This is a genomic window from Streptomyces sp. NBC_00461, from assembly GCF_036013935.1.
Classification (GTDB): domain Bacteria; phylum Actinomycetota; class Actinomycetes; order Streptomycetales; family Streptomycetaceae; genus Streptomyces.
Window position 1 is genome coordinate 1,306,035 of record NZ_CP107902.1, and the last position, 25,181, is coordinate 1,331,215.

A 25,181-nucleotide genomic window follows, 5' to 3' on the forward strand; every position below is an offset into this window, starting at 1 on the left:
CCGGTCAGCGACTGACGTGGGCCGATCCGCCCGCGATGAGTGCCTCGACCTCGGTGAGTGTGGCCATGGAGGTGTCTCCGGGGGTGGTCATGGTGAGGGCGCCGTGGGCGGTGCCGTAGGCCAGGGCGCGTTCCAGGCCGGTGCCGGCGAGCAGGCCGTGGATCAGGCCGGCGGCGAAGCCGTCGCCGGAGCCGATCCGGTCCAGGACGTGCAGTCCGGGCATCCGCGGGCCGGCCACGTAACCGGTGTCGGCGGACCAGGCGGCCGAGGTCCAGTCGTTGACTCCGGCCGAGGGGACCTCGCGCAGGGTCGTCGCCAGCACCTTCGCCTGGGGCAGCAGGCCGGCCACCTCGGCGAGGGCGTTGGGTACTGCGTCGGCGCTGATGCGGGTCTGTCCGGGATACGTTCCGGCCAGGCCTAGGGCGCCCACGATGACGTCGGCGTGCCGGGCCAGCCGCAGGTCGACCTCGCGGGCGGCCCGTGGGCCGCCCCGGCCCGCCCACAGGCTGGGACGGTAGTTGGGGTCGTAGGAGACGCTGACACGGTGGCGGCGGGCGGCGGCCATGGCCTCGTCGGCGACATCGACGGTGGTGTCGGACAGGCCGGCGAAGATGCCCCCGGTGTGAAACCAGCGCGGCCCGCTGGAGAACACGTGGTCCCAGTCGATGTCGCCCTTGCGCAGCTGGGATGCGGCGGTGTGGGCGCGGTCGCTGACACCGAGCGCGCCGCGGATGCCGTAGCCGCGTTCGACGAAGTTCAGCCCGTTGCGGGCGCTGCGGCCGATGCCGTCGTCGGGGATCCAGCGGATCAGGGAGGTGTCGACGCCGCCCTGCAGGATGAGGTCCTCGACCAGCCGGCCCACCGCATTGTCGGCGAGCGCGGTGACGACGGCGGTGCGCAGGCCGAAGCAGCGGCGCAGGCCTCGGACGACGTTGTACTCACCGCCTCCTTCCCAGACCTGGAAGGTGCGGGTGGTACGGATGCGTCCCTCGCCGGGGTCGAAACGCAGCATCACCTCACCCAGGGCCACCACATCACTCACGGCGAACCCACCTCCACGGCCTCGGCCGTCAGGCGGCGGATCCCCTCGTAGTCGCCGTCCTCCAGGAGGGCGGGGGTGGCCAGCCAGCTGCCGCCGACAGCGAGGACTGCCGGCTCGGCGAGGTAGCCGGCCAGCCGGCCGGGGCCGATCCCGCCGGTCGGCACGAAACGCACCCCGGGAAACGGTGCCGCGAGCGCCCGCAGGGCACGCAGGCCGCCCAGCACCTCGGCGGGAAACAGCTTCACCGTGGTGATGCCGGCGCGGAGGGCGCGCATGAGTTCGGTGGCGGTGGCGATGCCGGGCACCACCGGCACCCCCAGCTCCCGGCACTTCGCGATCACGTCCTCGTCAAAGCCGGGCGAGATGACGAAGCGGGCCCCGGCCGCCACCGCCCGCTCCGCCTGCTCGGGCGTGAGGACCGTGCCCGCCCCGACAGCCAGCCCCCCATGGGCGGCCATGGTCTTGAGTACCTGTTCGGCGCCGGGGGTGCGGAAGGTGACCTCGGCGCACCGGGCACCACCCGCCACGAGTGCCTCGGCCAGCGGACCGGCCGTCGCGGGTTCGGGCACGGTCAGCACCGGCAGGATGCGCGCCCCGGCCAGCACGTCGGCCGGGCCGGTGCCATTCATCGGCCCAGCCATCCGCCGTCGACGGGCAGCACCACGCCGTGGATGTAGGCGGCGGCGTCCGAGGCCAAAAACACGGTGGCGCCGGCCAGGTCGTCGGCGGTGCCCCAGCGGCCGGCCGGGATCCGGTCCAGGATGGCCTTGCTGCGGGCCGGGTCGTCCTGCAAGGCCTGGGTGTTGTCGGTGGCGATATAGCCGGGTGCGAGGGCGTTGACGTTCACCCCGTGTGAGGCCCACTCGTTGGCCAGGGCCTTGGTCAGACCCGCGATGCCATGCTTCGACGCGGTATAGCCCGGCACGGTGATGCCGCCCTGGAAACTGAGCAGCGACGCGGTGAAGATGACCTTGCCCCGGCCACGGGCCACCATCGCCCCACCCACCGCCCGGGTCAGCGCGAACTGCGCACTCAGGTTGACCTGGAGCACCAACTCCCAGTCCGCATCCGAGTGTTCGGCCGCCGGAGCACGACGGATCGTGCCCGCATTGTTGACCAGGATGTCCACCGGGCGTTCGCGCCCGGCAAGGTCCGCACCCAAAGCGCGTACCGCCTCCGGGTCGGCGAAGTCGGTGCGGATCGCCTCGAAGGAACGGCCCGCGGCCAGGACGTCCTTCTCCACCGCGCTGCCGGACTCCTCCAGCGAAGCGCTCACACCGATGACATCCGCACCCGCCCCGGCAAGCGCACGGGCCATCGCCCGGCCAATCCCCCGCCGCGCACCCGTGACCACGGCAAGCTTCCCCGTGAGGTCGAAGACGGTCATACAGCCACTCCCTGAACATCGTCGGTGTCGGTGGTGCAGTCGACGAGGATCTTCATCACGTCGCCGCCACCCTCCAGGGCCTCGAACGCGGCCGGTGCCTCGGTGAGGGGGACGACCTTGCTGATCAGCCGCTCGGCCGCGATCGTGCCGTCCGCGACCAGCGCCACCGCCTTCTCGAAGTCGGAACGGTCATACAACCGGGCCCCCACCAACGTGAGTTCACGCCAGAAGAAGCGGTGCAGGTTCACCTCGCGGGGACGGGGATGGATAGCGACCAGGCACAGCCGGCCGCGCACACCCAGCACATCGACGGCCGTGTCCACACCGCCCGCCGCGCCCGACACCTCGAACGCCACGTCCGCGCCCGCATCGGCGGTCCACTCACCCACCAGCGCGGGCACATCCACGTCAGCCGGGTTCCACGCCGTCAGCCCCAACTCCTCGGCCAGCAGCCGACGATGCGCGCTCAGCTCCACCACCCGCACCTCTGCCCCCGCGGCCCGCGCCACCAGCGCGATCAGGATGCCGACCGGCCCACCACCGACCACCACGACCCTCTCGCCCCCGGCGACCTGGGCGCGGCCCACGTCGTGCACGGCCACCGCCGTCGGCTCCACCAACGCCGCCCGGTCCAGAGGAAGAGTGTCGGGCAGCCGGATCAGGGTGGCGGCAGGCACAACCCAGCGCTGCTGCATCGCACCCGGCGAATCGATACCGATGAAGTCCAGGTTCTGACACACATGCTGATGCCCCGCACGACAGGCCGGGCAGGAGTCGTCCCAGCGCAGCGGCATCACCGTCACCGCATCCCCGGCCCGCCAGCCCTCCACCCCCGCCCCGACCCGCACCACACGGCCGGACATCTCATGCCCCAAAACAGCCGGCGCACCCACCCGGGCATCCATGTCACCGTGGAAAATATGCAGATCAGTACCACAGATACCGACAAAAGCAGGAGCCAACTCCACCTCACCCGGGCCCGGAGCCGAAGCATCCACAGGAGCCGTGTCCAAAGTGCGGGCGGAAACGTAACGAACGGCGAGTGTCATCGGGTCGTCAGGGTCCCTTCGGCGCGGACGCCAATGGTCAGCAGCAGGTTGGCGTAGGTACGTGTGTCGGCGGTGACGATCGCCAGTGCCAGGTCGGGTGAGCGGGCGGCGTCGTAGAACTCGAAGCGGCCGAGCGTGTCGACCGGGACGGGTGCCAGCTTCGAGCGGTACTCGGCGATGGCCGGCGGCTCCGGTTCGCCCTCGGGCGGCACCATCACGTGGGCGGCCTCGACGGGCAGGGCGCGCAGCAGGACGTCGAGCACGGTGGTGACGTCGAGCAGGCCGGGGGCCAGGTTGAGGTGGACGGTCCTGGCGCGCTCGCCGGTGGCGGTGCTCGCGGGATAGTGGCCGTCGGCGAGCAGGACGCGGGCGCCGTGGCCCGCTCCGGCCAGGGATTCGAGGATCCCGGGGTGCAGCAGTTCTGTCAGGAGCACGAGGTCCCCTCCTTCGTCGGGGCGGGCGTCAGGTGGTAGAAGGCGGTGGCGTTGCCGGCGAGCACCGCGTGGATCTCGGGGTCGGAGCAGCCGTCCAGGAGTTCCTCGACGGTGGCGGCCCAGCGGTTCCATCCGCCTGCGAGGACGCAGACCGGCCAGTCGGAGCCGAACATCAGCCGGTCGGGGCCGAAGGCGGAGAGCAGGACGTCCCAGGCCGGGCGAATGTCCTCGATCGTCCACTTCTCGTGATCGGCCTCCGTGACCAGGCCCGACACCTTGCAGCGAACCTGGGGATGGCCGGCCAGTGTCCGCAACTGCTGTGCCCAGTCGGTCAGTTCTCCCTGTGCGAGGGGCGGCTTGCCCGCGTGGTCCAGGACGAGCGGCAGCTCCGGGAGTCGTTCCGCGAGACGGATCGCCTGCGGGAGCTGGTGGCTGCGGACCAGCACGTCGTATCCGAGCCCGCGCTCGCCGACCGCCGCCAACCCCCTTTCCACGTCCGGTCGTTGAAGCCAGTGCGGGTCCGACTCGCCCTGCACGACGTGCCGTACGGCCCGCAGGTGCCTTCCGCCCAATCCCGCCCGCAGGTCGTCGAGCATGTCGCCGACCGCCGGGGACGTCAGGTCCGCCCAGCCGACGACGGCGCCGATCAACGGGTCGCCGTCGGCCAGGGCGAGGAGGTCGCGGGTCTCGGGCACGGACGTGACGCACTGGACGACGACCGTGCTCGTCAGCCGCCGTCCGGCGATCGGCCGGGTCGCGGCCGATCGCAGGGCGTGCGAGCTGAAGCTGCGGCGGATCGGCTCGTGTCCGGGTTCGTCCAGCCAGGGCTGCGGCCGCTGGTCCAGGTCCCACACGTGGTGGTGGGCGTCGACGAGGGCCGGAGCGTCAGACACGGGCGGTCCAGACGGGGCCGTCGGGGTAGGTGTACTCCTTGAGGGACTCGACGTGCATCTGCGCGCTCAGTCCCGGGAGTGTCGGCGCCAGGTAGTGGCCGTCCGCGATGCGCACCGGGTCGACGAAGTGCTCGTGCAGGTGGTCGACGTACTCGATGACGCGGTCCTCGGTCGTGCCGGATACGGCGACGTAGTCGAACATCGACAGGTGCTGGACCATCTCGCACAGGCCGACGCCGCCGGCATGCGGGCAGACGGGGACGCCGAACTTGGCGGCGAGCAGCAGGATGGCGATGTTCTCGTTGACGCCGCCGACCCGTGCGGAGTCGATCTGCACGATGTCCACCGCGCCGGCCTGGAGGAGTTGCTTGAAGACGACCCGGTTGGCGATGTGCTCGCCGGTGGCGACCTTGATGGGGCTGACGGCCTTGCGGATGGCGGCGTGGCCGAGGATGTCGTCGGGTGAGGTGGGTTCCTCGATCCAGTACGGCTCGTAGGGCGCCAGGGCGTGCATCCACTCGATCGCCGGCTGGATGTCCCACCTCTGGTTGGCGTCCACGGCGATGCGGATGCCGTCGCCGACCGTTTCGCGGGCCGTGCGCATGCGGCGTACGTCGTCCTCCAGGTCCGCGCCGACCTTCAGCTTGATCTGGGTGAAGCCGTCCGCGACGGCCTCGCGGGCCAGGCGGGCCAGCTTCTCGTCGGAGTAGCCGAGCCAGCCGGGAGTGGTGGTGTAGGCGGGGTAGCCGCGCTCCAGCAGGCGGGCGATGCGCTCCTGGCGGCCCGGTTCGGCGCGGCGCAGGATCTCCAGCGCCTCTTCGGGGGTGATCGCGTCGCTGAGCCAGCGGAAGTCGACCTGGGCGACCAGGTCCTCGGGCGACATCTCGCCGAGGAACTGCCACACCGGCTTGCCGGCCCGCTTGGCGGCCAGGTCCCAGGCGGCGTTGACGACCGCGCCGGTGGCCATGTGGATGGCGCCCTTCTCCGGGCCGAGCCAGCGCAGTTGGGGATCGTGGACGAGGGTGCGCGAGAACGCACCGAGGTCGCCGCAGACCTCTTCGACCGACAGGCCCACCACGTGCGGGGCCAGGGCCGCGATGGCAGCGGCCTGGACATCGTTGCCGCGGCCGGTGGTGAAGGCCAGGGCGTGGCCCTCCAGTCCGTCGCCGGCGTCGGTGCGCAGGACGACGTAGGCGGCGGAGTAGTCGGGTTCGGGGTTCATCGCGTCCGACCCGTCCAGGTGCTCGGACGTCGGGAAGCGCACGTCCAGCACGTCGAGGGCGGTGATGCGGGCAGAGGCCGGTGAAGAGGACAGGGCGGATGACATGGAGGCAACTCCTGTGAGGGCAGGGGCCACAAGGGCCCGTGCGACGAGATACGGGGCGGAAGAGGAAGGTGGCGGGCGGCCTGGACGGCCGCCCGGTTCATTCCTGGACCTTGCCGCCCGTGATGCGGGAGATGGTCAGCGCGACCAGGATGATCAGGCCGTTGAGGGCGCCGATCCACTGCGCCGGGACGCCCGCGAGGGTGAGCACGTTCTGGATCATGAAGAGGAGGAGGATGCCGCTGAAGGCCCCGAACATGGTGCCCTTGCCGCCGTTGAGGCTGATTCCGCCGATGACGGCGGCGGCGAAGACGGTGAAGATGTAGCCGTTGCCCTGGGCCGAGGCGACCGAGGCCAGGCGTCCGGAGAGCATCAGTCCGGCGAGGGCGGCGAGCAGGCTGCCTGCGACGATGACGATCCACAGCACCCGGTCGGTGCGGATGCCGGCCGCCTTCGCGGCGTCGACGTTGCCGCCGATGGCGTACAGCGAGCGGCCGAAGCTGGTCCAGCCGAGCACCACGATGGCCACGGCGAACAGCACCAGGCAGATCCAGATGGAGGCGGGCATCCCGAACCATTCGGCGGTGCCCAGGTAGAGCATGGACTCCGGCAGTTGGAAGAAGGTCTGGCCGCCGGAGATGCCCGTGAGGACGCCGCGCAGCACGATCAGCATGCCGAGGGTGACGATGAAGCCGTTGAGGCCGAAACGGATGATCAGCAGGGAGTTGATGACGCCGACGAGCGCACCCACGGCGAGCGTGACGGGAATCGACCAGGCGCCGGGCAGCAGCCCGAGCCCGTGTCCGGCGCCGGCCGGCACCACCAGCCAGGCCGCCACACCGGGTGCCAGGCCCATGGTGGACTCAAGGGACAGGTCCATTTTCTTGACGATCAGGATCATCGCCTGGGCGAGGACCAGCAGAGCCATCTCGGACATGGTCTGCAGGACGTTGATGAGGTTGTCGGCCTGGAGGAAGACCGGGTTGACGATCTGGCCGACGATCGCGATGACGACGATCGCCGGGACGAGCGCGAGGTCGCGCAGGCGTGCCACGGGTATCCGGCCGCCGAACAGCGCGACCCGCTTCGCTTCCGGTTCCTTCTCCGGAGGGGCGGTGGTGTCCGCGAGGACGGTTTCAGGCATTGAGGGCCACTCCTTCCATCGCGGCCACGAGGTCGTGGTCGTGCCAGCCGCGGGCGATCTCTGAGGTCACACGGCCCTGGAACATCACCAGGACCCGGTCACACATGCGCAGGTCGTCTAGTTCGTCGGAGGCGATGAGCACTCCGGTGCCGGTCTGCGCGGTCTCCTCGACCTTGCCGAGGAGGAACTCCTTGGAGCGCACGTCCACGCCCGCGGTCGGGTTGATCAGCACCAGCAGACGCGGGTCGTCGGCCAGGGCGCGGGCCATGACGACCTTCTGCTGGTTGCCTCCGGACAGGGCGGAGACGGGCAGGTCGGGACCGGGAGTCTTGATCGCCAGGTTCTCGATCATGCCTTCGGCGAGCCGGTCCCGGCGGTTGCGGCTGAGGAACCCGTTCGAGCCGAGGCGCTTCGGCACGGACAGTGTGGCGTTGTCCGCGATGGACATGTCCGGAACGAAGCCCTGGTGGTGCCGGTCCTGGGGGACGAATCCGGCGCCGGCGGCGAGCGCCGCGGGCACGCTGCCCGGCCGGGGCCGGTTCCCGGCGATCTCCACCTCGCCGGCAGCGGCCGAGCGCAGCCCTACGACGGTCTCGGCGACCTCGGTGCGCCCGCTGCCGGCGGCGCCCGCGAGGCCGACGATCTCGCCGGCCCCGACCTGGAGGCTGACCTCGTCGTAGGTGTCGCCTCGCAGAGCACGGACGTTCAGTGCGGCCGTGGCGCCGGGGGTGAGGGTGCTCGCCCGTTGCCCCTGCCGGTCGGCCGCCGCCTCGCCGGTCATCGCCGCGACCAGATCGGCGCGGCCGAGTTCCGCGACCGGCGCCGTGACGATGTGCCGGGCGTCGCGGAAGACCGTCACCATGTCGCAGATCTCGTAGACCTCCTGGAGATGGTGACTGATGAACAGGAACGTCACGCCCTGGCGCTGCAGGTCGCGGATGCGGCCGAAGAGCCGGTTGATCGCCGCGCCGTCGAGCTGGGCGGTGGGCTCGTCGAGGATGATGAACCGGGCACCGAAGGACAGCGCGCGGGCGATCTCGACGAACTGCTTCTGCTCGACGCTCAGTTCACCCGCTGAGGTGTGTGGGTCGACGTCCACCGACCAGGTCGCCAGGAGTTCCTGGGCGCGCCGTCGGGTGGCCTGCCAGCTGATGAGCCGGCTGCGTCCGTGGTCGTGCCGGTTCAGGAAGAGGTTCTCGGCGACGGTCAGGGTGGGGATGATCGTGGACTTCTGGTACACGCAGGCCACGCGTTGCCGCCAGGCGTCCCGGTCGGCGGGCCGGGGGGCGCTCTCGCCGCCGAAGGTGACCGTTCCCTCGTCGGGGGTCTGAAGGCCGGTGAGGACCGACACCAGGGTCGACTTGCCGGCTCCGTTGCGGCCGACGAGAGCGTGGGTCTCGCCGGGCCTGATGGTGATCCGGGCGCCGTTGAGCGCCACGGTCGGACCGAATCGCTTGACTATGCCCGTCGCCTCGACGACGGGCGGGTCCGCCGGGACCCGTCCGCCGTCCGCCGGGGCGGGCGCGGGGGTGACTGCTGGCTCCCCGTCGCTCATCTCAACCGCCTTGTTCTCGTGAGCCGTCGCGTTCCTGGTCGGGGATCAGCCGAGGTTGTTGCCCCACAGCGCCTTGTCGTCGCTCTTGACGCTCGGCACACCGCCGTAGGTGCCGCCGTCGGCGGTGACGAGCGGTGCGGAGAGCTGGTCCTCCAGCACACCGTCACGGACCTGGATGATGGTGCTGTCGTGGTCGGTCTTGCCGGGCTTGAACGTCTTCCCGTCGATCGCGGCCTTGAGGTAGTACAGGGCGTACTTGGCGTAGAGGTCGGCCGGCTGGGAGACGGTGGCGTCGATCTTCCCGGCGGCGATGGACTTCAGCTCTTCGGGGATGCCGTCGTTGGAGACGACGAAGACGTGCTTCTTGTCCGTCGGGTCGACCAACAGGCCCTTCTGCTTGAGGACTTGGAGCGTGCCGGACAGGGCGAAGCTGGCCTCCATGTAGACACCCTTGATGTCCGGGTGGGCGGTCAGGTCGGTCTGCAGCTTCTGCGCGGCGACCGCACCGTCCCAGTTGGTGGCCTCGCCGAACACCTTGATGCCGGGGTAGTTCTTCTTCATGCAGGCGTTGAACGCCTCGGTGCGGTCACGGCCGTTGATGGAGTCGAGGCCGCCCTCCAGCATCACGACCTTGCCCTTTCCGCCGAGCTTGGTGCCGAGGTACTGACACGCCTTCTCGCCGTAGGCGCGGTTGTCGGCGCGCACGACCATGAACACCTTGCCGCTGTCGGGGCGCGTGTCCACGGTGACCACCGGGATCTTCTTCGCCTCCAGCTGCGCCAGCGTCGGCGCGATGGCGGCGGTGTCCTGCGGGGCCATCGCGATGCCCTTGACGCCCTGGCTGATGAACGTCTGCGCGTTGGCGGTGAGCTTGGCGACGTCGTTCTGCGAGTTGGTGGTCTTGAGCGAGAGGCCGAGCTTCTTGCCGTACTCCGGCGTGTACTTGATGTAGGAGTTCCAGAAGTCGGTGTCGGAGCGCGGGTAGTCGACGCCGACCAGCGGCGCGTCACCAGAGGCCGATGTGCTGGAGCCGCTGCTGCAAGCACTGAGCAGCGCCAGTGCGGACAGGGTGGAGACGGTAGAACAGAGGGCGGTTCTGAGTCTCATCGGTGCTTCCTTGCGCCGGTCCCATAGGGGAGATTTTCGCTCGACGACGTCCGTCCATCGCCTGTAGCAGAGATGGGATGTTTATAGAGCGGCTTCCGGCGGCCTGTCCACCCCTCTGCGCGAAATCGCGGCGAAATTGACCACTTCGCAAGCCGCCGGGAGGACGAGTGGCGCCTCCAAGGGAATATCCATCCCATCAATCGCCGTCGCTTGATGACTCGTGTCGATCATGGAGCGCATGCGGGACATGCCATGTTTACGCGGTCGCAACACGTCTGAGGTCGGAACAAAAACGGCAATTCACCCGCCGCGATGGCCACTTTCATCCCTGCACGCTGGTTGACATCCCATGGCGAAATGGCCGACCTTCATCTGTGGCCCTGCCTTCCCCCTGTCCCCTTCCGCACCAGGGATGTGTACATGCCTAGCTCGACCAACGGTCAGCCGTTCCTGGCCTCCGAGGCCCCCGTGGCCACGGCGGCCGCTGACGGAGGTGCGTCCGGCGCCGGCCCCGCCGAGGCGGCACCCGGCACCTACACGCCCGACTGGGACTCGGTCGACCAGCACCCGCCGGCTCCGGAGTGGTTCCAGGACGCGAAGTTCGGAATCTACTTCCACTGGGGCGCCTTCAGCGTCCCCGCCGCCGACAACGAGTGGTACCCGCGCAACATGTACGAGGCGGGCAGCAACGCCAACCAGCACCACATCGCGACCTACGGCGAGCCCTCGGCATGGCCGTACCACAACTTCATCGACGGAGCTCAGAACCCGGCGGGTGACACCGTGCAGTTCGCCCCGAAGCTGAAGTCGACCGGTGGGAACTTCGACCCCGAGGAGTGGGTGCAGCTGTTCGTCGACGCCGGCGCCAGGTTCGCCGGCCCGGTCGCCGAGCACCACGACGGTTTTTCCATGTGGGACAGCCAGGTCAACGAGTGGAACTCGGTGAACAAGAGTCCCGGTCTCGACCTACTGCGGCTCTTCTCCACGGCCATCCGCGCCAAGGGCCTGAAGCTGCTGGTGGCCATGCACCACGCGTACCACATCAACGGCTTCTACGAGTACGTCCCCGCCCAGACGGACCCCCGCCTCAAGAGGCTCTACGGGCAGTTGGGCGCGGCCGCGGAGAACGAGCGCTGGTTCGACAAGCTCAAGGAGGTCATCGACCGCTCCCAGCCCGACATCCTGTGGCAGGACTTCACGCTGGACGGCGTCGACGAGGCACAGCGCCTGAACTTCCTGGCGTACTACTACAACCAGGCGGAAAGCTGGGGCCGGGAAGTCGTCGCCACCTACAAGGACGGCATGAACGGCAAGGGCGAGGTCTTCGACTACGAGCGCGGTGGTCCGGGCGACCTCACCGCCCCGTACTGGCTGACCGACGACAGCGTCTCCAGTTCCAGCTGGTGCTACACCGAGGGCATCGGCTACTACACCGTCGAGGAGATGCTGCACTCGTTCATCGACCGGGTCAGCAAGAACGGCAACGTGCTGCTGAACATCGCGCCGATGGCCGACGGCACCATCCCCCAGGCGCAGAAGGACATCCTGCTCGGCATCGGGGACCACCTGAAGCGCTTCGGCGAGTCGGTGTACGCGACCCGCGCCTGGACGGCGTACGGCGAGGGCCCGACGAAGATGGGCGGCGGCTCGTTCACCACGCCACACGCCGGCACGCCGCAGGACGTCCGCTTCACCCGCAACAAGGACGGCGACGTCCTGTACGCCAGCGTCCTCGGCTGGCCCGGCGACTCCCTGACGATCAAGACCCTGGGCTCGGACCGGATCGACCTCTCCTCGCTCACCTCGGTGGAGCTGCTCGGGAACACCGCCGGCACCTACATCGACCTGCCGGCGCCGGCCCAGAACTCCTCCGGCCTCACGGTCACCCTGCCGTCCTCGGCGCCGTACAGCGCGGGCGCCTACGTCCTGAAGCTCACCTTCTCCGGCACGATCCCGGGCCTGCGGCCGCTCGCCGGCGCCATCGCCTTCGCGAAGGCCGACTACACGGGCAACTCCGCCGTCCTCACCATCGGCGACCACACCGCGGCCGACCTGACCGAGGCCGGACTGAACCCGGGCACCGCCTCCTCCCTCCAGCCGGCCCCCGGCTGCCAGGTGACCGGTTACTCCGGAGACGACTTCACCGGCAACTCCTGGACCTTCACCGCCGAAAACCCCGACCTGCGCGTCGCCGGCGACGACGACCGGATCACCTCGCTGAAGGTCCAGTTCGACCCGGCCGCGTACTTCCGGATCACCAACGTCGCCAACGGACTCGCCCTGCACAGCGATGTCGACTCCGGCTCCGGCCTCACGCTGTACACCTCGGACAGCAGCACCAACCAGCAGTGGCAGCCGGTGGCCGTCGACGGCGGCTACTACAAGCTGGTCAACCGCACGAACGGCATGGTCGCCGACGGCTCGGGCGCCACCGCCGACGGCTCCTCGGCAGGGCAGGCCGCCTGGAACGGCGGTGCCGACCAGCAGTGGACGATCACCCAGCGGGGCGGCGACACCTTCTCGATCGTCAACCGCACCACCGGCCTGGCCCTCGACGGCGGCGGCCCCGACGTCGAGTCGGGTTCCCCCGCCAGGCAGTGGACGTACGTCAGCAGCAACAACCTGCTGTGGACCTTCACCGCGCTGTAGCCGGCGGGCCCGCCGCCGCGGGGCGGCCGTCGTCGGCCGCCGGCGGTGCGAACCTCCAGCCGTACGACCGGTGTGATTTCTAAGGGAATCCGCAGGCGCAGCACTGTTCCCGTGTGCCGCGGCGCAGCGGTCCGATCGCGTCCGGGATGCCACCCGTGCCCCTGGCGCGGGTGGCCAGACTCAGCGAAAGGGTCACGAATGCAAAAGAATGGCATGCATATGACATCAAGCGGGTCGTGGTGGGGCCGTGGGAGGCGTGCGGGGGTACTCACCGCGGTGACCGCCCTGATGACGGGGCTGTTGACCGGGTTGGGTGCCGCCGGGTCGGCGCAGGCGGCCACCGTGGACACGAACGCCTCGTACGTGCTGGTCAACCGTGGCAGCGGCAAGGCGCTCGACGTGGCGGGCGCGAGCACCGCCGACGGGGCGAGTGTGACGCAGTGGTCGCGCACCGACAGCACCAACCAGCGGTTCCAGTTCGTCGACTCGGGCGGCGGCTACTACCGGCTCAGGGCGCAGCACTCCGGCAAGGTGCTGGACGTGCTCAACGTCTCCGCCGCCGACCACGCGGACGTCGTGCAGTGGGGCGACACCAACGGCACCAACCAGCAGTTCCGGCTGGCCGACTCCTCGGACGGCTACGTCCGGCTGCTCAACCGCAACAGCGGCAAGGCCCTCGAAGTCGACAACGCCTCCACCGCGGACGGCGCCAAAGTCGTGCAGTTCACCGACTGGGGCGGAGCCAACCAGCAATGGCAACTCGTGCGCTCGGCAGGTGTGCTGGCACAGGTGCACACCGCGGGACGGGTCAAGGACGCCGGAAGCACCGTGCAGTACAGCTGGCCCGGCGTGTACTTCGAGGGCCGGGTCAGCGGCACCGGCGTGGGTATCGTGCTGAACGACTCGGCCGCCGACTACGACGTCCAGATCGACGGAGCCACCGTCGCCACGCTCGTCACGCCCGGCAACACCACGCACTGGATCAACGGCCTGTCGAACAGCACGCACACCGTCCGGCTCGTCAAGCGCAACGACACCCCGGGGGACACCAGCACCTTCGGAGGCTTCGTCGCCGCGCCCGGCGGTGCCGTACTGAGCAAACCCGCCGCCCGCAGCCGCCAGATCGAGTTCATCGGCGACTCCCTCACGGTGGGCTACGGCAATCTCTCGACCTCCCGCACCTGCACCTCGGACCAGCTCAAGCGGAACACCAACACCGATGTGAGCTACGGCGCCCTCACCGCCCGGCAGCTGAACGCCGACTACCAGATCAACGGCTACTCGGGCCTCGGCATGGTGCGTAACTACAACGGAGGCCGGACGGACGTCACCTACCGGTCCTTCTACGACCGTGCCCTGCTGAACGTGCCCGGCGACGTCTGGCAGAACCCGGGCACCTGGCGCCCCCAGGTCGTGGTGATCAATCTCGGCACCAACGACTTCTCGACGGCCATCAACCCCGGTGAACCGTGGACTCCGGACAGCCTCGCGGCCGGCTACCGCAACGCCTACGGCGACTTCATCCAGAAGCTGCGCACGCGCTACGGGCCCGACACGACCATCGTGGCGGTGGGTGCCGGCCAGTACGCCGGCCATGTCCAGCAGGTCGTCAAGGCGCGCAACGACGCCGGCGACAGCCGGGTCCGCTACTGGGCCCTCGACGACTCGGGCCTGGACTTCCTCGGCTGCGACTGGCACTACTCGGCCCACGACGACCGACTCATCGCCGACCGGCTCACCCCGTTCCTCACCGGTCTGCCGACAGGCTGGTGACGGCACCGAAGGCCCACGAGCACCACGGTTCCGGCCACGGGACATCCCGCTCCTGAGCGACAGCGGCCCGGCCCTTAGGGGTCGGGCCGCTGCTTCCTTTCCCGTCCGGATGCGGTGCCGGTCCCGTGCGAGTACGGTGCCGGGCACGCCGACCCGTCGTCCCCCGTTCACTCCTACGGCGTCGGCGTGCGGCCGGATCCACTTCGGCGGACGCGCCGAGGCCGTGGTCGAGCGGGGCGCCAGGCGCCGGCCCCGCTGAGCCCCGCACCCGGCGGTCGGGAACGCATCGGCCGGGGCGCCGTCGAGCAGAAGCGGACCTAGGCTGAGAGCTGGTGGCTGGACACCAGCCCTGGCGGGCACAGCTGTCCGGACGGAGGCGAGGCGCGTGAACATGGCCGGCAACCAGGATGCCCGCGCTGCCGCGCTTGTGGTGGGCCCGGACGGCGTGGTGAGCGGCTGGAGCGAGAGCGGGCAGCGGCTGCTGGGCTGGACGGCGGAGGACGCCGTCGGGCGCCCCGTGACCGACCTGCTGGCCGCTCCCCCGCCCCCCGGCTTCCCTGACAGCGACGGCAGCGGCCCCGACCATCCGAGGCTCATCCCCCTGCTCCGCCGGGACGGTTCCACGCTGGACGCTCTGGTGTCCGCCCACCCGCTGTTCGACGCCGACGGCCGGGCGCTGGGCCACGCGGTGACAGTCCAGCGCTGGGAAAGCCGCCCGGTGATCGCCGACCTGGCCTTCGAACAGTGCCCGTTCGCTCTGGGCGTCTACGACCCTGAGCTGCGGTTCCTGTGGATCAACGCCTCCTCGGGCCGGGTGATCGCGCACTCCGAGGAGCAAGTGCTCGGTAAGAAGTACCGCGAGGTGCTTCCCGAATTCGACCGGTCCCTGTTTCCCGAAAGGGACGACAAGCCCTACACCGACCAGCTCGCCGAAGTGGCGAGGACGGGCAAGGCCGCGCGTCTCATCACCGTCTTCCAGCCACTCGGCGGTGACTACGCCAACGCCTGGGCCACCAGCATCTGGCCCGTCCGGGACGCCGAGGGCAGGGTCCGCGCGGTCGCCAACTGGGGATTCGACATGAGCGCCGAGTACTGGGCCCGGCAGCGCCTGATCATGCTCAACGAGGCCAGCGGCGGCATCGGACGGACACTCGACGTGATCGGCACCGCCCAGGAACTGGCCACGACGCCGGTGCCGGCATTCACCGACCTCGTCACCGTGGATCTCTTCGACGAGGTGCTGCGCGGAGAGGAGCCGCCGTCCGTGTCCGGGTTCACCTCCGGCGAGTCCATCGTGCTCAGCCGTGCCGCCCAGCACAGCGCGAAGGAGGACACCGACCAGGCTCCCGGGCCCACGACGCCGGTCAGCCACGCTCCCGGTTCCGTCGCCGCCCGCTGCATGGCCACCGGCAGGTCCACGGTCCAGCTCGCGGCCGACCCCGGCGAGGGCGGCGAATGGGCCTTCGGGCCCGGCCTCGCCTCCGACCCGGCCCACTGGCCACCGGGCAACCCGTTGATCGACGGGTCCATCGCCGCGGACGGGCTCACCGGCCGGATCACCGTGCCCCTCCGGGCGCGCGGCGCGCTGCTCGGCGTGGTCGCTTTCTCCCGCCTCGACCGGCCCGAGGCCTTCACCGCCGACGACCTGATCCTCGCCGAGGAGCTGACCGCCAAGGCAGCCGTCGCCATCGACAACGCCCGCCGGTACTCGCGCGAGCGTACGACCGCGCTGACCCTGCAACGCAGTCTGCTGCTGCAACAGCTGCCGAGCCAGGAGGCGCTTGAGGTGGCGTCCCGCTACCTGCCCGCCGCGACCGACGCGGAAGTGGGTGGGGACTGGTTCGACGTCATTCCGCTCTCCGGTGCACGGGTCGCCCTGGTCGTCGGCGATGTGGTCGGTCACGGCCTGCACGCCTCAGCCAGCATGGGCCGGCTGCGCACGGCGGTCCGCACGCTCGCCGACGTGGACCTGCCGCCGGACGAGTTGCTGACCCACCTGGACGACCTGGTCATCCACCTCGCCAGCGACCTCCAGCCCGCCGGCCACTTCCAACCGACCGGCGAGTTCGGGGCCACCTGTCTGTACACCGTCTACGACCCGGTCTCCCGCCGCTTCACACTGGCGAGCGCAGGTCATCCGCTGCCGCTCATCATCTCCCCGGACGGCACCAGGACCTCGGCACCCGCACAGCCGGGACCACCCCTCGGCATCGGCGGGCTGCCCTTCGAAGCCACCGAGATCGAGCTGCCGGAGGGCAGCCTGCTCGCCCTCTACACCGACGGACTGGTGGAAAGCCGCGAGCGGGACGTCGACCAGGGGATCGCCGAACTGCTGCGAGTCCTGAACCACTCGGCCACCTCACTGGACGACCTCTGCGACACGGTGCTGGACGCCATGCTTCCGGTACGCCGCACCGACGACGCCGCCCTGCTGCTCGCTCGCACCCACGCGATGGATCCCCAGCACGTCGCCTACTGGGACGTCGAACCCGACCCCGCGCAGGTGCCGCGCGCCAGGAAGTTCGCCCTCGACCAACTGGAGGCCTGGGGCATGGAGGAGGAGTCGTTCGTCACCGAACTGGTGGTCAGCGAGCTGGTCACCAACGCCATCAGATACGGCGAGCCGCCGATCAGGCTGCGGCTGATTCGCGACACGTCCCTGATCTGCGAGGTCTCCGACGCCAGCAACACCTCACCGCACCTGCGCCGAGCGCGCGCCTTCGACGAGGGCGGCCGGGGCCTGCTCCTCGTCGCCCAGCTCACCCAAGGCTGGGGCACCCGCCACACCACCGACGGCAAGACAATCTGGTGCGCCCAAACCCTCACCGAGCCGGAGCCGGAGCCGCAATGAGACCCGACCCCGCCGGGCCTCGCCGGCCTTCCGGCAGGGCGGCGACAGGTCGAATCCCCCGCGCTGACTCCGCGCGAGGAGCTCCTCGCGAATACGCCGAACTCCCTGGTGAGTGAACCCGTTCGGGCCGATCGTCGAGTTGTCGTCACCGGATGCCTGAAGCTCCCGAGACTTTCGACACCGCGATGGCCACCTGGCAGGAATGGCAGGACGCCCCCTGGGGCCGTCTGCGGTACGCGATCGCCGAGGCGAACCTCGCCCGTCATCTCGACGACCCGGGCGGCGGGCCGTTGCGGGTACTCGACCTCGCCGGCGGTGACGGCGGCGACGCGATGCGTCTGGCCGCCCGCGGGCATCACGTCACCATCGTCGACCACGCACCCGCCATAACAGACATGGGATGTTAAAGCGTCAGCGTTGGTGAGGGGAGAGCGGCGAACAGCCGCCGGAACAGCGGCGACAGGACGAAAGTGCGAAGAAGTCGCTCAGTCACCGATCCCAAAATCTGGCATCCATGGGATGTCCAGGCCGAGTTTGCGTGATACTTGTACGAGTGCGCGCTTGAAGGGACGAGGCGGCCGCCGATGCCAACGAGACGGCACGGAGGCCGAGTTGCTCACTCGAACGGCGTTTCTGCCCCGTTGACTCGACGCTCACTCGTCATGAGAGTACGCCTGCATGAAAGAGCCTTGGACGTTGCCCCGCATCACTCTCGCCACAGCCACGCCCTTGCGGGTCATGCCGTTGGGTGACTCCATAACCTGGGGTGAGGGAAGCAGCACGGGCAACGGCTACCGGGGCCCGTTGTGGGACAGGCTCACGGCGGACGGGCATCCCCTGGACTTCGTCGGTACGTTGCGGGGCGGTTCGATGTCCGACCCCGCCAACGAAGGCCACTGCGGACACCGCATCGACGAGATCGCCGCACTCGCCGACGCCTCGCTCACCCGCTACCGGCCCAACCTCGTGACGTTGGAGATCGGCACCAACGACCTCAACGGGAACTACCAGCCCGCCACCGCCACCGCCCGGCTGAAGTCGCTGATCGACCAGATCACCGGCGCCGTTCCCGACGCAACCGTCCTCGTGGCCTCCCTCGTCGTGTCCACCAGCGGCGCGGTGGAGCAGTACCGTGCCGCCTACAACCGGGCCATCCCCCAGATCGTGAGCGAGGCACAGGCCGCGGGCAAGCACGTCGCGTACGTGGACATGAGCAGCCTGACCGCGGCCGACCTGGTGGACACGCTGCATCCCAACGACTCGGGGTACCAGAAGATGGCGGACGCCTTCCACCGCGGCATCCAGGCCGTGGACAAGGCCGGGTGGCTGAGGAACCCCGCCCCCGCCGCCGCACCCGTGGAGTCCGGCGACGCCGCCAAGTTCCTGGATGTCAACGGCGTCGGCACGGCCGACGGGATCGCCGTCCAGATCTGAGGCTGAACGCCGGATGACCCCCACTCCACTCCCGGGACCTGAGCCCCTTTCCGGGCTCCGGCCCCGGGAGAGCCTGCGTGTGGCCGTACAGCGGACGTTGCATCGCCTGGCGCGTTCCGAGCCCGTGGGTCAGCCGAACGCCAATCGGCCCATGAGCGGGCCCACTTCATGCCAAGGCGAGTGCGTACGCCGACTCGCCGGCTCGCTGACTCGCTGAGCCCGTCAAGCCCCGTGCGGCGGCTCGCCGGCAGCAAGAAACGCCGCCTGTCGCCCAGGCGCGGAAACGGCCGGGACGTACGAGCCCTAAAAGCCCTAAAAGGGCTACGGGCCCACGAGCCCCACGGAAACCCAGTGCGGAGCTGGCCCTGCGCAATATGGGTGTCGAAGCGCTTCGACAATGCCATTCCCCCCGACGCGCTGTCAATGGACCAGCAAAGGAAAGCGTCTAGGGGTAGAGACCCTTGTTTCGCATGAAACATGTCCGTTAACTTTTCGCCTGCAAGTGAAGCGCTTCGACAGCCTCCGCAGGAAGGCCGCCGCCATGAGTCATGAGTTGAACCGCAGACGCTTCGTCAGCGCAGCAGCCCCGGTCGCGTGAGCAGCCGAACCGCCGGAGGCCCGCGCCCTGGTCCACGAGGCGGTGGCGGCGTACAAGGCGATCCGCGCCGATCTGCCGCAGGCCGTGCCGTCGTGGCCACTGGGCCTTCCTGCCTGGGACGACCCCTGGATCGCGCTGGCCCTGTGCACTCCCGCGACCACCTACCTCACGGCCTGGCGCCGGCCCGGAACCGACGACACGGCGACGCTTCACCTGCCCCACCTGCGGGGCACCGCCGCCCGTGTCGACCTCCTCTACCCCTCGGTCAGCCGAGCCGTCTCCGCCTGGACGCCCGGAACGGCCGAGCTGGGCCTGACCCTGCCCACCGCCCCCTCCGCCGTCCTGCTCCGCGTCACCGCCACCGACCCCAGCGCTCCCTGAACCACCCCACGCCCGTCTCACGCGTCAACGAGAGGACCCATCGAGGTGCCCCCTCCGCTCCAGCCGGACACCCGCTCCACCAACCCGGTGCTCCCCGGCTTCCACCCCGACCCCAGCGTCTGCCGCGTCGGCGACGACTACTACCTGGCCTGCTCCAGCTTCGAGTACTTCCCCGGGGTGCCCCTGTTCCACAGCCGTGACCTGGTGCACTGGACCCAGATCGGGAACGCCCTGGACCGGCCGGAGCAGCTGCGTCTGACGAAGTCGTGGTCCTCCGGCGGGATCTACGCCCCCACCCTGCGCCACCACGACGGCCGTTTCTGGCTGATCGTCACCAACTGCAGCGAGGGCGGCGGCAACTTCATCGTCACGGCCACCGACCCCGCCGGACCCTGGTCGGACCCCATCTGGGCGCCGGGTGTCCCCGGCATCGATCCTGACCTGGTGTGGGACGAGGACGGCACCTGCTGGTGCACGGTCGCCGGGGTGTCCCAGGTCCGTATCGACCCCTCCACCGGGGAGACGTACGGCACTCCGCACAAACTCTGGTCCGGCGCACCCGGCGCCAAGGCCCCCGAGGCGCCGCACCTGTACCGGATCGGCGACTACTGGTACCTGCTCATCGCCGAGGGCGGCACCGAGCGCTGCCACGGCGTCTCGATCGCCCGTGGCCGTACACCCGCCGGCCCGTTCGAGCCGTGCCCGGCCAACCCGATCCTCACCCACCGCGGCACCGACCACCCCGTCCAGAACACCGGGCACGCCGACCTGGTCCAGGGCCCCGACGACTCCTGGTGGATGGTGTTCCTCGGCGTCCGGCCGGGCGGCGGCACACCGGGCTGGCACGTCCTCGGCCGGGAGACCTTCCTGGCCCCCGTGACCTGGGTGGACGACTGGCCGGTGGTCGGCGAGGTCACCCTGGACCTGCCCGAGCTCCCCTGGCCGCTCTCCCCCGGCGCTGTCGAGGAGAACCGGGACGACTTCGAGCTCGCCGAACTGCGGCCGGCCTGGATCTCCCTGCGTGACCGGCCCGCCGAGCACGTCACCACGAAGGAGCGCCCGGGCTGGCTGACGCTCCGCGCGCGGGGCGACTCCCTGGACGAGCCCGACGCGGTGTTCACCGGCCGGCGCCAGCGGCACCTGAGGTGCCGGGCGCGCACGCTGGTCGATGCCGCGGAGGGAAGCGGTGGCCTCGCCGTGCGGATCGACGAGCGGCACCACTACGACATCGAGGTGTCCGGCACGCGGGTGCAGGTGCTCGCGCGCGTCGGCTCCCTGCGCACGGTCGTGGCCGAACAGTCCGTGCCCGCCGGGCCGGTGGTCCTCGCCGTCACCATCGCGGAACCGCCGTCTCCGCACGGGCCGTGCACGGGACCCGACGTCATCTCCCTCGGCGTCGAGCAGCCCGACGGCACGTTCACCGAGCTGGCGACCCTCGACGGCCGCTATCTGTCGACCGAGGTCGCCGGCGGCTTCACCGGTCGGGTCATCGGCATGTACGCCGCGGCGGGCACCGTCCACTTCGACTGGTTCGACTACGAGCCCCTCGACGGCTGAACCAAACCGCCGCCTCCGCTGACAGGGACACCGGACGCTCCGTCATGGGGCGGCCAGGGCCTGAACCCGGGAACGGCACGACACACATCGCCCCATGAACCTGCGGCGACAGGCGCGGTCGCCGGTGGCGCCTGGTCGCCGCCCGACCACGGACCGGATCACCCGTACCGCTCACCGAAAGGCACGACTCATGAAGGACATACGCAGACCCGAACACCACCGCAGCCGCGGCCCCGGACGCCTGGCCGGCCTGCTGATGGCGCTGCTCGTCATTCTGGGGCTGTCCGGCACCACCGCGCTCGCGGCGCCCGGCGGCACGGCACAGCAGGCAGGCGCCACGGTCAAGGTTCCGGCCCGCGCCAAGGACGCAGTCGCGGCGATGCAGCCCAGCTGGAACCTGGGCAATACCCTGGACGCGATCCCGGACGAGACGTCCTGGGGCAACCCCAAGGCCACCAGGGAGCTGTTCAAGACCATCCGGGCGGAGGGCTTCCGCAGTGTCCGCATCCCGGTGACCTGGAACGCACACCAGGCCACCACCGCGCCCTACGCCGTCGACGCCGCGTACATGAACCGCGTCAAGCAGGTGGTCGACTGGGCACAGGCCGAGAACCTCTACGTCGTGCTCAACGTCCACCACGACGCTGAGCTGTGGATCTCGAAGATCAACACCGACCACGACAACGTGCTCGCCCGCTACGACGCCCTGTGGACCCAGATCTCCGCCACGTTCCGCAACGAGCCGCGCACCCTGCTCTTCGAGAGCATCAACGAACCGAGCTTCGAGGACGCCACGGCCGCGCAGAAGGCCCAGCTCATGAACGAGCTGAACACCTCGTTCCACAAGATCGTCCGCGTTGCCGGCGGCGGGAACAAGAACCGCCTGCTCGTCCTGACCACACAGGGAGGCACCCCCTCCCAGGAGCTCATGGACGACCTGTACACCACGATCAAGTCGCTGCACGACAGCAACCTGGTCGCCACCGTGCACTTCTACAGTTGGTACCCGTTCAGCATTAACATCGCGGGCGGCACCCGGTACGACGACGCCGCCCAGAACGACCTCAACGACGCCTTCGCCCGCATGCGCGACATTTTCGTCGCCAGGGGCATCCCCGTCTACGTCGGCGAGGTCGGCCTGCTCGGCTACCCCGACCACAACCATCCCTCCCGTGTCGAGCGGGGCGAGGCGCTGAAGTACTACGAGCACCTCGGATACGCGGCGCGCCTCGTCGGTGTCACCACCGCGCTGTGGGACCCCGGAACTTGGGCCTACCTGAACCGGGAGACCCTGAAGTGGTCGGACCCCGCTCTGATGGCCTGGATCAAGTCCAGCTGGACCACCCGTTCGGCAACGGCCTCCTTCGACAAGGTCTTCTTGGAGAAGAAGGAGCCGATCACGGCCCAGGGGGTCACCCTGAATCTGAACGGGACCACCTTCCGGGGCCTGTGGCACGGTGAGACGAAGCTCGTCGAGGGACGGGACTACACCCTCTTCGACAAGACGCGGCTCACCCTCACGGCCGGCGCGCTGACCCGGCTGTCGGGCGACCGCGAGTACGGGGTGAACGCCACGCTCCAGGCCCGGTTCTCCCGCGGGCTGCCCTGGCAGATCGAGGTGGTCACCTACGACGAGCCGGTGCTGTCGGACGCCACGGGCAAGACCGACGCGTTCACGATCCCCACGCAGTACAAGGGTGACGCGCTGGCGACCATGGAGGCCAGGTACGGAGACGGCAGCTACGCCGGCCCGACGAACTGGACTGTGTACCAGGAGTTCAACGCGACATTCTCGCCGGACTACCCGAACGACACGATCATCCTGACGCCCGAGTTCCTGAACTCGCTGCGCGACGGCGAACTGGTGACACTGACCTTCGACTTCTACAGCGGCAAAAAGGTCATGTATCACGTCAAGAAGTCCGGAGACTCGGTCACCGGCACTCACGTCCCACCCCTCCCCTGACCGATTGCCCCTCGCCCTGGTTGCCCACCTCCCGGGCGACCAGGGCACCGGCATCCCTACGCGCGGGTCCACTTCTGGCCGGCCTGGCCGTTGCAGCTCCACAGGACCAGCGGGGTTCCGTTGGCGGTGCCGGCCCTGTCGAGGTCGAGGCACAGCCCGGCGTGGACGTTGCGGATCGACCCGTCAGTGCCGACGGTCCACTTCTGGTTGTCCTGGCCGTTGCAGGGCCAGGTGATGACTCGGGTGCCGTTGGCGGTCCCCTGGTCGTAGGCGTCCAGGCACTTGTCGCCGAAGACGCGGATCTCACCGCCGGCCCATGTGGTCCACAGCTGGTTGGCGGCCGTGTGGCAGTCCCAGATCAGTACCGTGGCCCCGGCCGCCGTGGAGGCGTTGTCCACGTCCAGGCAGCGGCCGGACGCGTTGCCGCGCAGGCGCGAGGTGGTGGCGGCGAGCGGGCTGCCTCCGCTCACCCGGAACACGGCCACTCCGTGCGCGGGGACAGTCGCCGAGATCTGCCCGGACGTACTCGACGTGCCGCCGGTCCACAGGTCGGTGAGGGTGAACGGCCCCCCGGACAGGCCGACTTGTGCGGCCGTGGTCGTGACCGTCGCCGTGTCGCCTCCCCGGTTGAACAGGCCCACCGCGACCGAGCCGTCGGACAGCGGCTTGGCGAAGATCTCGGTGCCGCCGTCGTCGCGCACTCTGCGCCCGCCGGCCCCCACCGGATCCTGGTTCACCGCCAGCAGACGCGGGTTGCGCAGAATCGCGCTCACGTCGGCGGACATGGTGCGGATGTCGTTGCCGGCCATGAGCGGGGCTCCCAGCAGTGCCCACAGGGCGAAGTGGGAGCGGGACTCGGTCAGTGACAGGCCGGGGCGGCCGACGACCAGCATGTCGGGGTCGTTCCAGTGTCCCGGGCCCGACTGCGCCGCCAGCGGCGCGGTGACGTCCAGGACGTTGCCGACGCCCATCGGATAGCTGTTGGTGTTGCCGTTCTGCCAGACGTCCAGCAGGTCCTCGGTCGTCCGCCACAGGTCGGCGACCTCACCCCAGTTGTAGGTGGCACCGGTGATGGCGTGGAAGCTGTTGGGGTTGATGCTGTAGACGATCGGCCGCCCGGTGGCGCGCAGGGCGTCGCGCATGAGCGTGAAGCGCGCGATCTGCTCGTCGCGGGTACCGCTGGAGGAACACCAGTCGTACTTGAGGTAGTCGACGCCCCACGAGGCGAACGTGGCGGCGTCCTGGGCCTCGTGTCCCCTGCTGCCCGTCGACCCGGGGTAGGCGCCGCTGGTCTGCGCGCAGGTACGGTCGCCCGGCACCTGGTAGATGCCGAACTTCAGTCCCTTGCCGTGGATGTAGTCCCCGAGCGCCTTCATCCCGCTCGGGAACTTGGCCGCGTTGGCCCGCAGGTTGCCCGCCGCGTCACGCTGCGGGTCGAACCAGCAGTCGTCGACCACCACGTACCGGTAACCGGCGTCCCGCATGCCCGAGGACACCATCGCGTCGGCGGCCTGGCGCACCTGGGACTCGGTGATCCCGCACCCGAAGCTGTTCCAGCTGTTCCAGCCCAGCGGTGGGGTGAGCGCCGGGCTGCCGGGCGCGGCCGAGGCGGTGGAGTGGGCGGAGGCCGTCAGGGACGCGGTGACCGTCAACGCGGCCGCCGCGAGGAAGCGGAACAGGCGTCCGACTGATCGTGTGGGCACCCGGGCTCCTTTCCAGGAAGAGGAGTTTCGGCGTTCGAAATTTCGATGGCTATTCGGAAAGTCTGAGCCTCACGGATACTAGAGAGGCGTCCGGGCATGTCAACACCGCCCGCCTTACGGGCTCCCCGATGCGCCCAGGAGTGCGGTCACCCCGCGCCGAGCTGCCATTTCCGGACGAACAACCGCGCCAGTGGAGTCGCCGAGGTCTTCGAATGTTTCGACGCTCGTGACGAATCATGCGAGAGGTATTGACGGGTCCGGCCAGGCTCATAGCATCCTGGATGCGCGACAAGCCGATCCGCGTTCGACATCACGGACCTTGATGGATCCACCG

General features: G+C 69.7%; 18 protein-coding genes and 1 pseudogene. 8 read left to right on the forward strand and 11 right to left on the reverse strand.

Annotated features, from left to right (window positions below; all coding sequences use genetic code 11):
- Positions 1-4 precede the first annotated feature (4 nt).
- The 10 genes from OG870_RS06475 to OG870_RS06520 all read right to left on the reverse strand — a co-directional run bounded on the left by OG870_RS06475 (position 5) and on the right by OG870_RS06520 (position 9,935).
- Entirely contained in the window at positions 5-1,042 is a 1,038-nt protein-coding gene (locus OG870_RS06475) for a sugar kinase (RefSeq protein WP_266527145.1), read from the reverse strand.
- Positions 1,039-1,671: a bifunctional 4-hydroxy-2-oxoglutarate aldolase/2-dehydro-3-deoxy-phosphogluconate aldolase gene (locus OG870_RS06480; RefSeq protein ID WP_266586434.1), complete on the reverse strand. Its 633-nt coding sequence runs from the start codon at positions 1,669-1,671 to the stop codon at positions 1,039-1,041. The genes OG870_RS06475 and OG870_RS06480 overlap by 4 nt, the downstream gene beginning before the upstream one ends.
- Positions 1,668-2,429: an SDR family oxidoreductase gene (locus OG870_RS06485; protein ID WP_327690744.1), complete on the reverse strand. Its 762-nt coding sequence runs from the start codon at positions 2,427-2,429 to the stop codon at positions 1,668-1,670. Before OG870_RS06485 ends, OG870_RS06480 begins: the two co-directional genes overlap by 4 nt.
- Positions 2,426-3,478: a zinc-dependent alcohol dehydrogenase gene (locus OG870_RS06490; RefSeq protein WP_327690745.1), complete on the reverse strand. Its 1,053-nt coding sequence runs from the start codon at positions 3,476-3,478 to the stop codon at positions 2,426-2,428. The genes OG870_RS06485 and OG870_RS06490 overlap by 4 nt, the downstream gene beginning before the upstream one ends.
- Positions 3,475-3,912: an RbsD/FucU domain-containing protein gene (locus OG870_RS06495; protein WP_266527155.1), complete on the reverse strand. Its 438-nt coding sequence runs from the start codon at positions 3,910-3,912 to the stop codon at positions 3,475-3,477. Before OG870_RS06495 ends, OG870_RS06490 begins: the two co-directional genes overlap by 4 nt.
- The gene (locus OG870_RS06500) at positions 3,903-4,805 is read right to left on the reverse strand and encodes an amidohydrolase family protein (RefSeq protein ID WP_327690746.1); all 903 of its coding nucleotides are present in this window, start codon (positions 4,803-4,805) and stop codon (positions 3,903-3,905) included. The genes OG870_RS06495 and OG870_RS06500 overlap by 10 nt, the downstream gene beginning before the upstream one ends.
- On the reverse strand, positions 4,798-6,132 hold the full coding sequence (locus tag OG870_RS06505; protein ID WP_327690747.1) for an L-fuconate dehydratase: 1,335 nt from the start codon (positions 6,130-6,132) through the stop codon (positions 4,798-4,800). The genes OG870_RS06500 and OG870_RS06505 overlap by 8 nt, the downstream gene beginning before the upstream one ends.
- A gap of 97 nt (positions 6,133-6,229) precedes the next feature.
- The gene (locus OG870_RS06510; protein ID WP_266527163.1) at positions 6,230-7,273 is read right to left on the reverse strand and encodes an ABC transporter permease; all 1,044 of its coding nucleotides are present in this window, start codon (positions 7,271-7,273) and stop codon (positions 6,230-6,232) included.
- Positions 7,266-8,828 carry a sugar ABC transporter ATP-binding protein gene (locus tag OG870_RS06515; RefSeq protein ID WP_266586420.1) on the reverse strand — a complete coding sequence of 521 codons (1,563 nt, stop codon included), beginning with the start codon at positions 8,826-8,828 and terminating at the stop codon, positions 7,266-7,268. Before OG870_RS06515 ends, OG870_RS06510 begins: the two co-directional genes overlap by 8 nt.
- Before the next feature lie 45 nt (positions 8,829-8,873).
- Complete coding sequence (locus OG870_RS06520) at positions 8,874-9,935, reverse strand: sugar ABC transporter substrate-binding protein (protein ID WP_327690748.1); 1,062 nt, start codon at positions 9,933-9,935, stop codon at positions 8,874-8,876.
- 420 nt (positions 9,936-10,355) lie between these two features.
- Between OG870_RS06520 and OG870_RS06525 the strand changes: the two genes are divergently transcribed.
- From OG870_RS06525 to OG870_RS06560, 8 genes and pseudogenes are all read left to right on the forward strand, one after another.
- Entirely contained in the window at positions 10,356-12,584 is a 2,229-nt protein-coding gene (locus tag OG870_RS06525) for an alpha-L-fucosidase (protein WP_327690749.1), read from the forward strand.
- A 288-nt stretch (positions 12,585-12,872) separates the two neighbouring features.
- Complete coding sequence (locus tag OG870_RS06530; RefSeq protein ID WP_266842265.1) at positions 12,873-14,357, forward strand: RICIN domain-containing protein; 1,485 nt, start codon at positions 12,873-12,875, stop codon at positions 14,355-14,357.
- 391 nt (positions 14,358-14,748) lie between these two features.
- On the forward strand, positions 14,749-17,208 hold the full coding sequence (locus tag OG870_RS06535) for a SpoIIE family protein phosphatase (protein ID WP_266586414.1): 2,460 nt from the start codon (positions 14,749-14,751) through the stop codon (positions 17,206-17,208).
- A gap of 152 nt (positions 17,209-17,360) precedes the next feature.
- Positions 17,361-17,615, forward strand: coding sequence for a hypothetical protein (locus OG870_RS06540; protein WP_266923289.1), 255 nt, complete (start codon positions 17,361-17,363; stop codon positions 17,613-17,615).
- 271 nt (positions 17,616-17,886) lie between these two features.
- Positions 17,887-18,636: pseudogene (locus OG870_RS06545) on the forward strand (SGNH/GDSL hydrolase family protein); the annotation flags it as partial.
- A 646-nt stretch (positions 18,637-19,282) separates the two neighbouring features.
- The gene (locus OG870_RS06550; protein WP_266586410.1) at positions 19,283-19,621 is read left to right on the forward strand and encodes a hypothetical protein; all 339 of its coding nucleotides are present in this window, start codon (positions 19,283-19,285) and stop codon (positions 19,619-19,621) included.
- 45 nt (positions 19,622-19,666) lie between these two features.
- Complete coding sequence (locus OG870_RS06555; protein WP_266923291.1) at positions 19,667-21,178, forward strand: glycoside hydrolase family 43 protein; 1,512 nt, start codon at positions 19,667-19,669, stop codon at positions 21,176-21,178.
- 190 nt (positions 21,179-21,368) lie between these two features.
- Positions 21,369-23,144 (forward strand): cellulase family glycosylhydrolase, encoded by a 1,776-nt coding sequence (locus tag OG870_RS06560; RefSeq protein WP_327690750.1) that lies wholly within the window; start codon positions 21,369-21,371, stop codon positions 23,142-23,144.
- 56 nt (positions 23,145-23,200) lie between these two features.
- On the opposite strand, the gene OG870_RS06565 is transcribed toward OG870_RS06560, so the two are convergent.
- Positions 23,201-24,847 carry a glycoside hydrolase family 27 protein gene (locus OG870_RS06565; protein ID WP_266527188.1) on the reverse strand — a complete coding sequence of 549 codons (1,647 nt, stop codon included), beginning with the start codon at positions 24,845-24,847 and terminating at the stop codon, positions 23,201-23,203.
- Positions 24,848-25,181 lie beyond the last annotated feature (334 nt).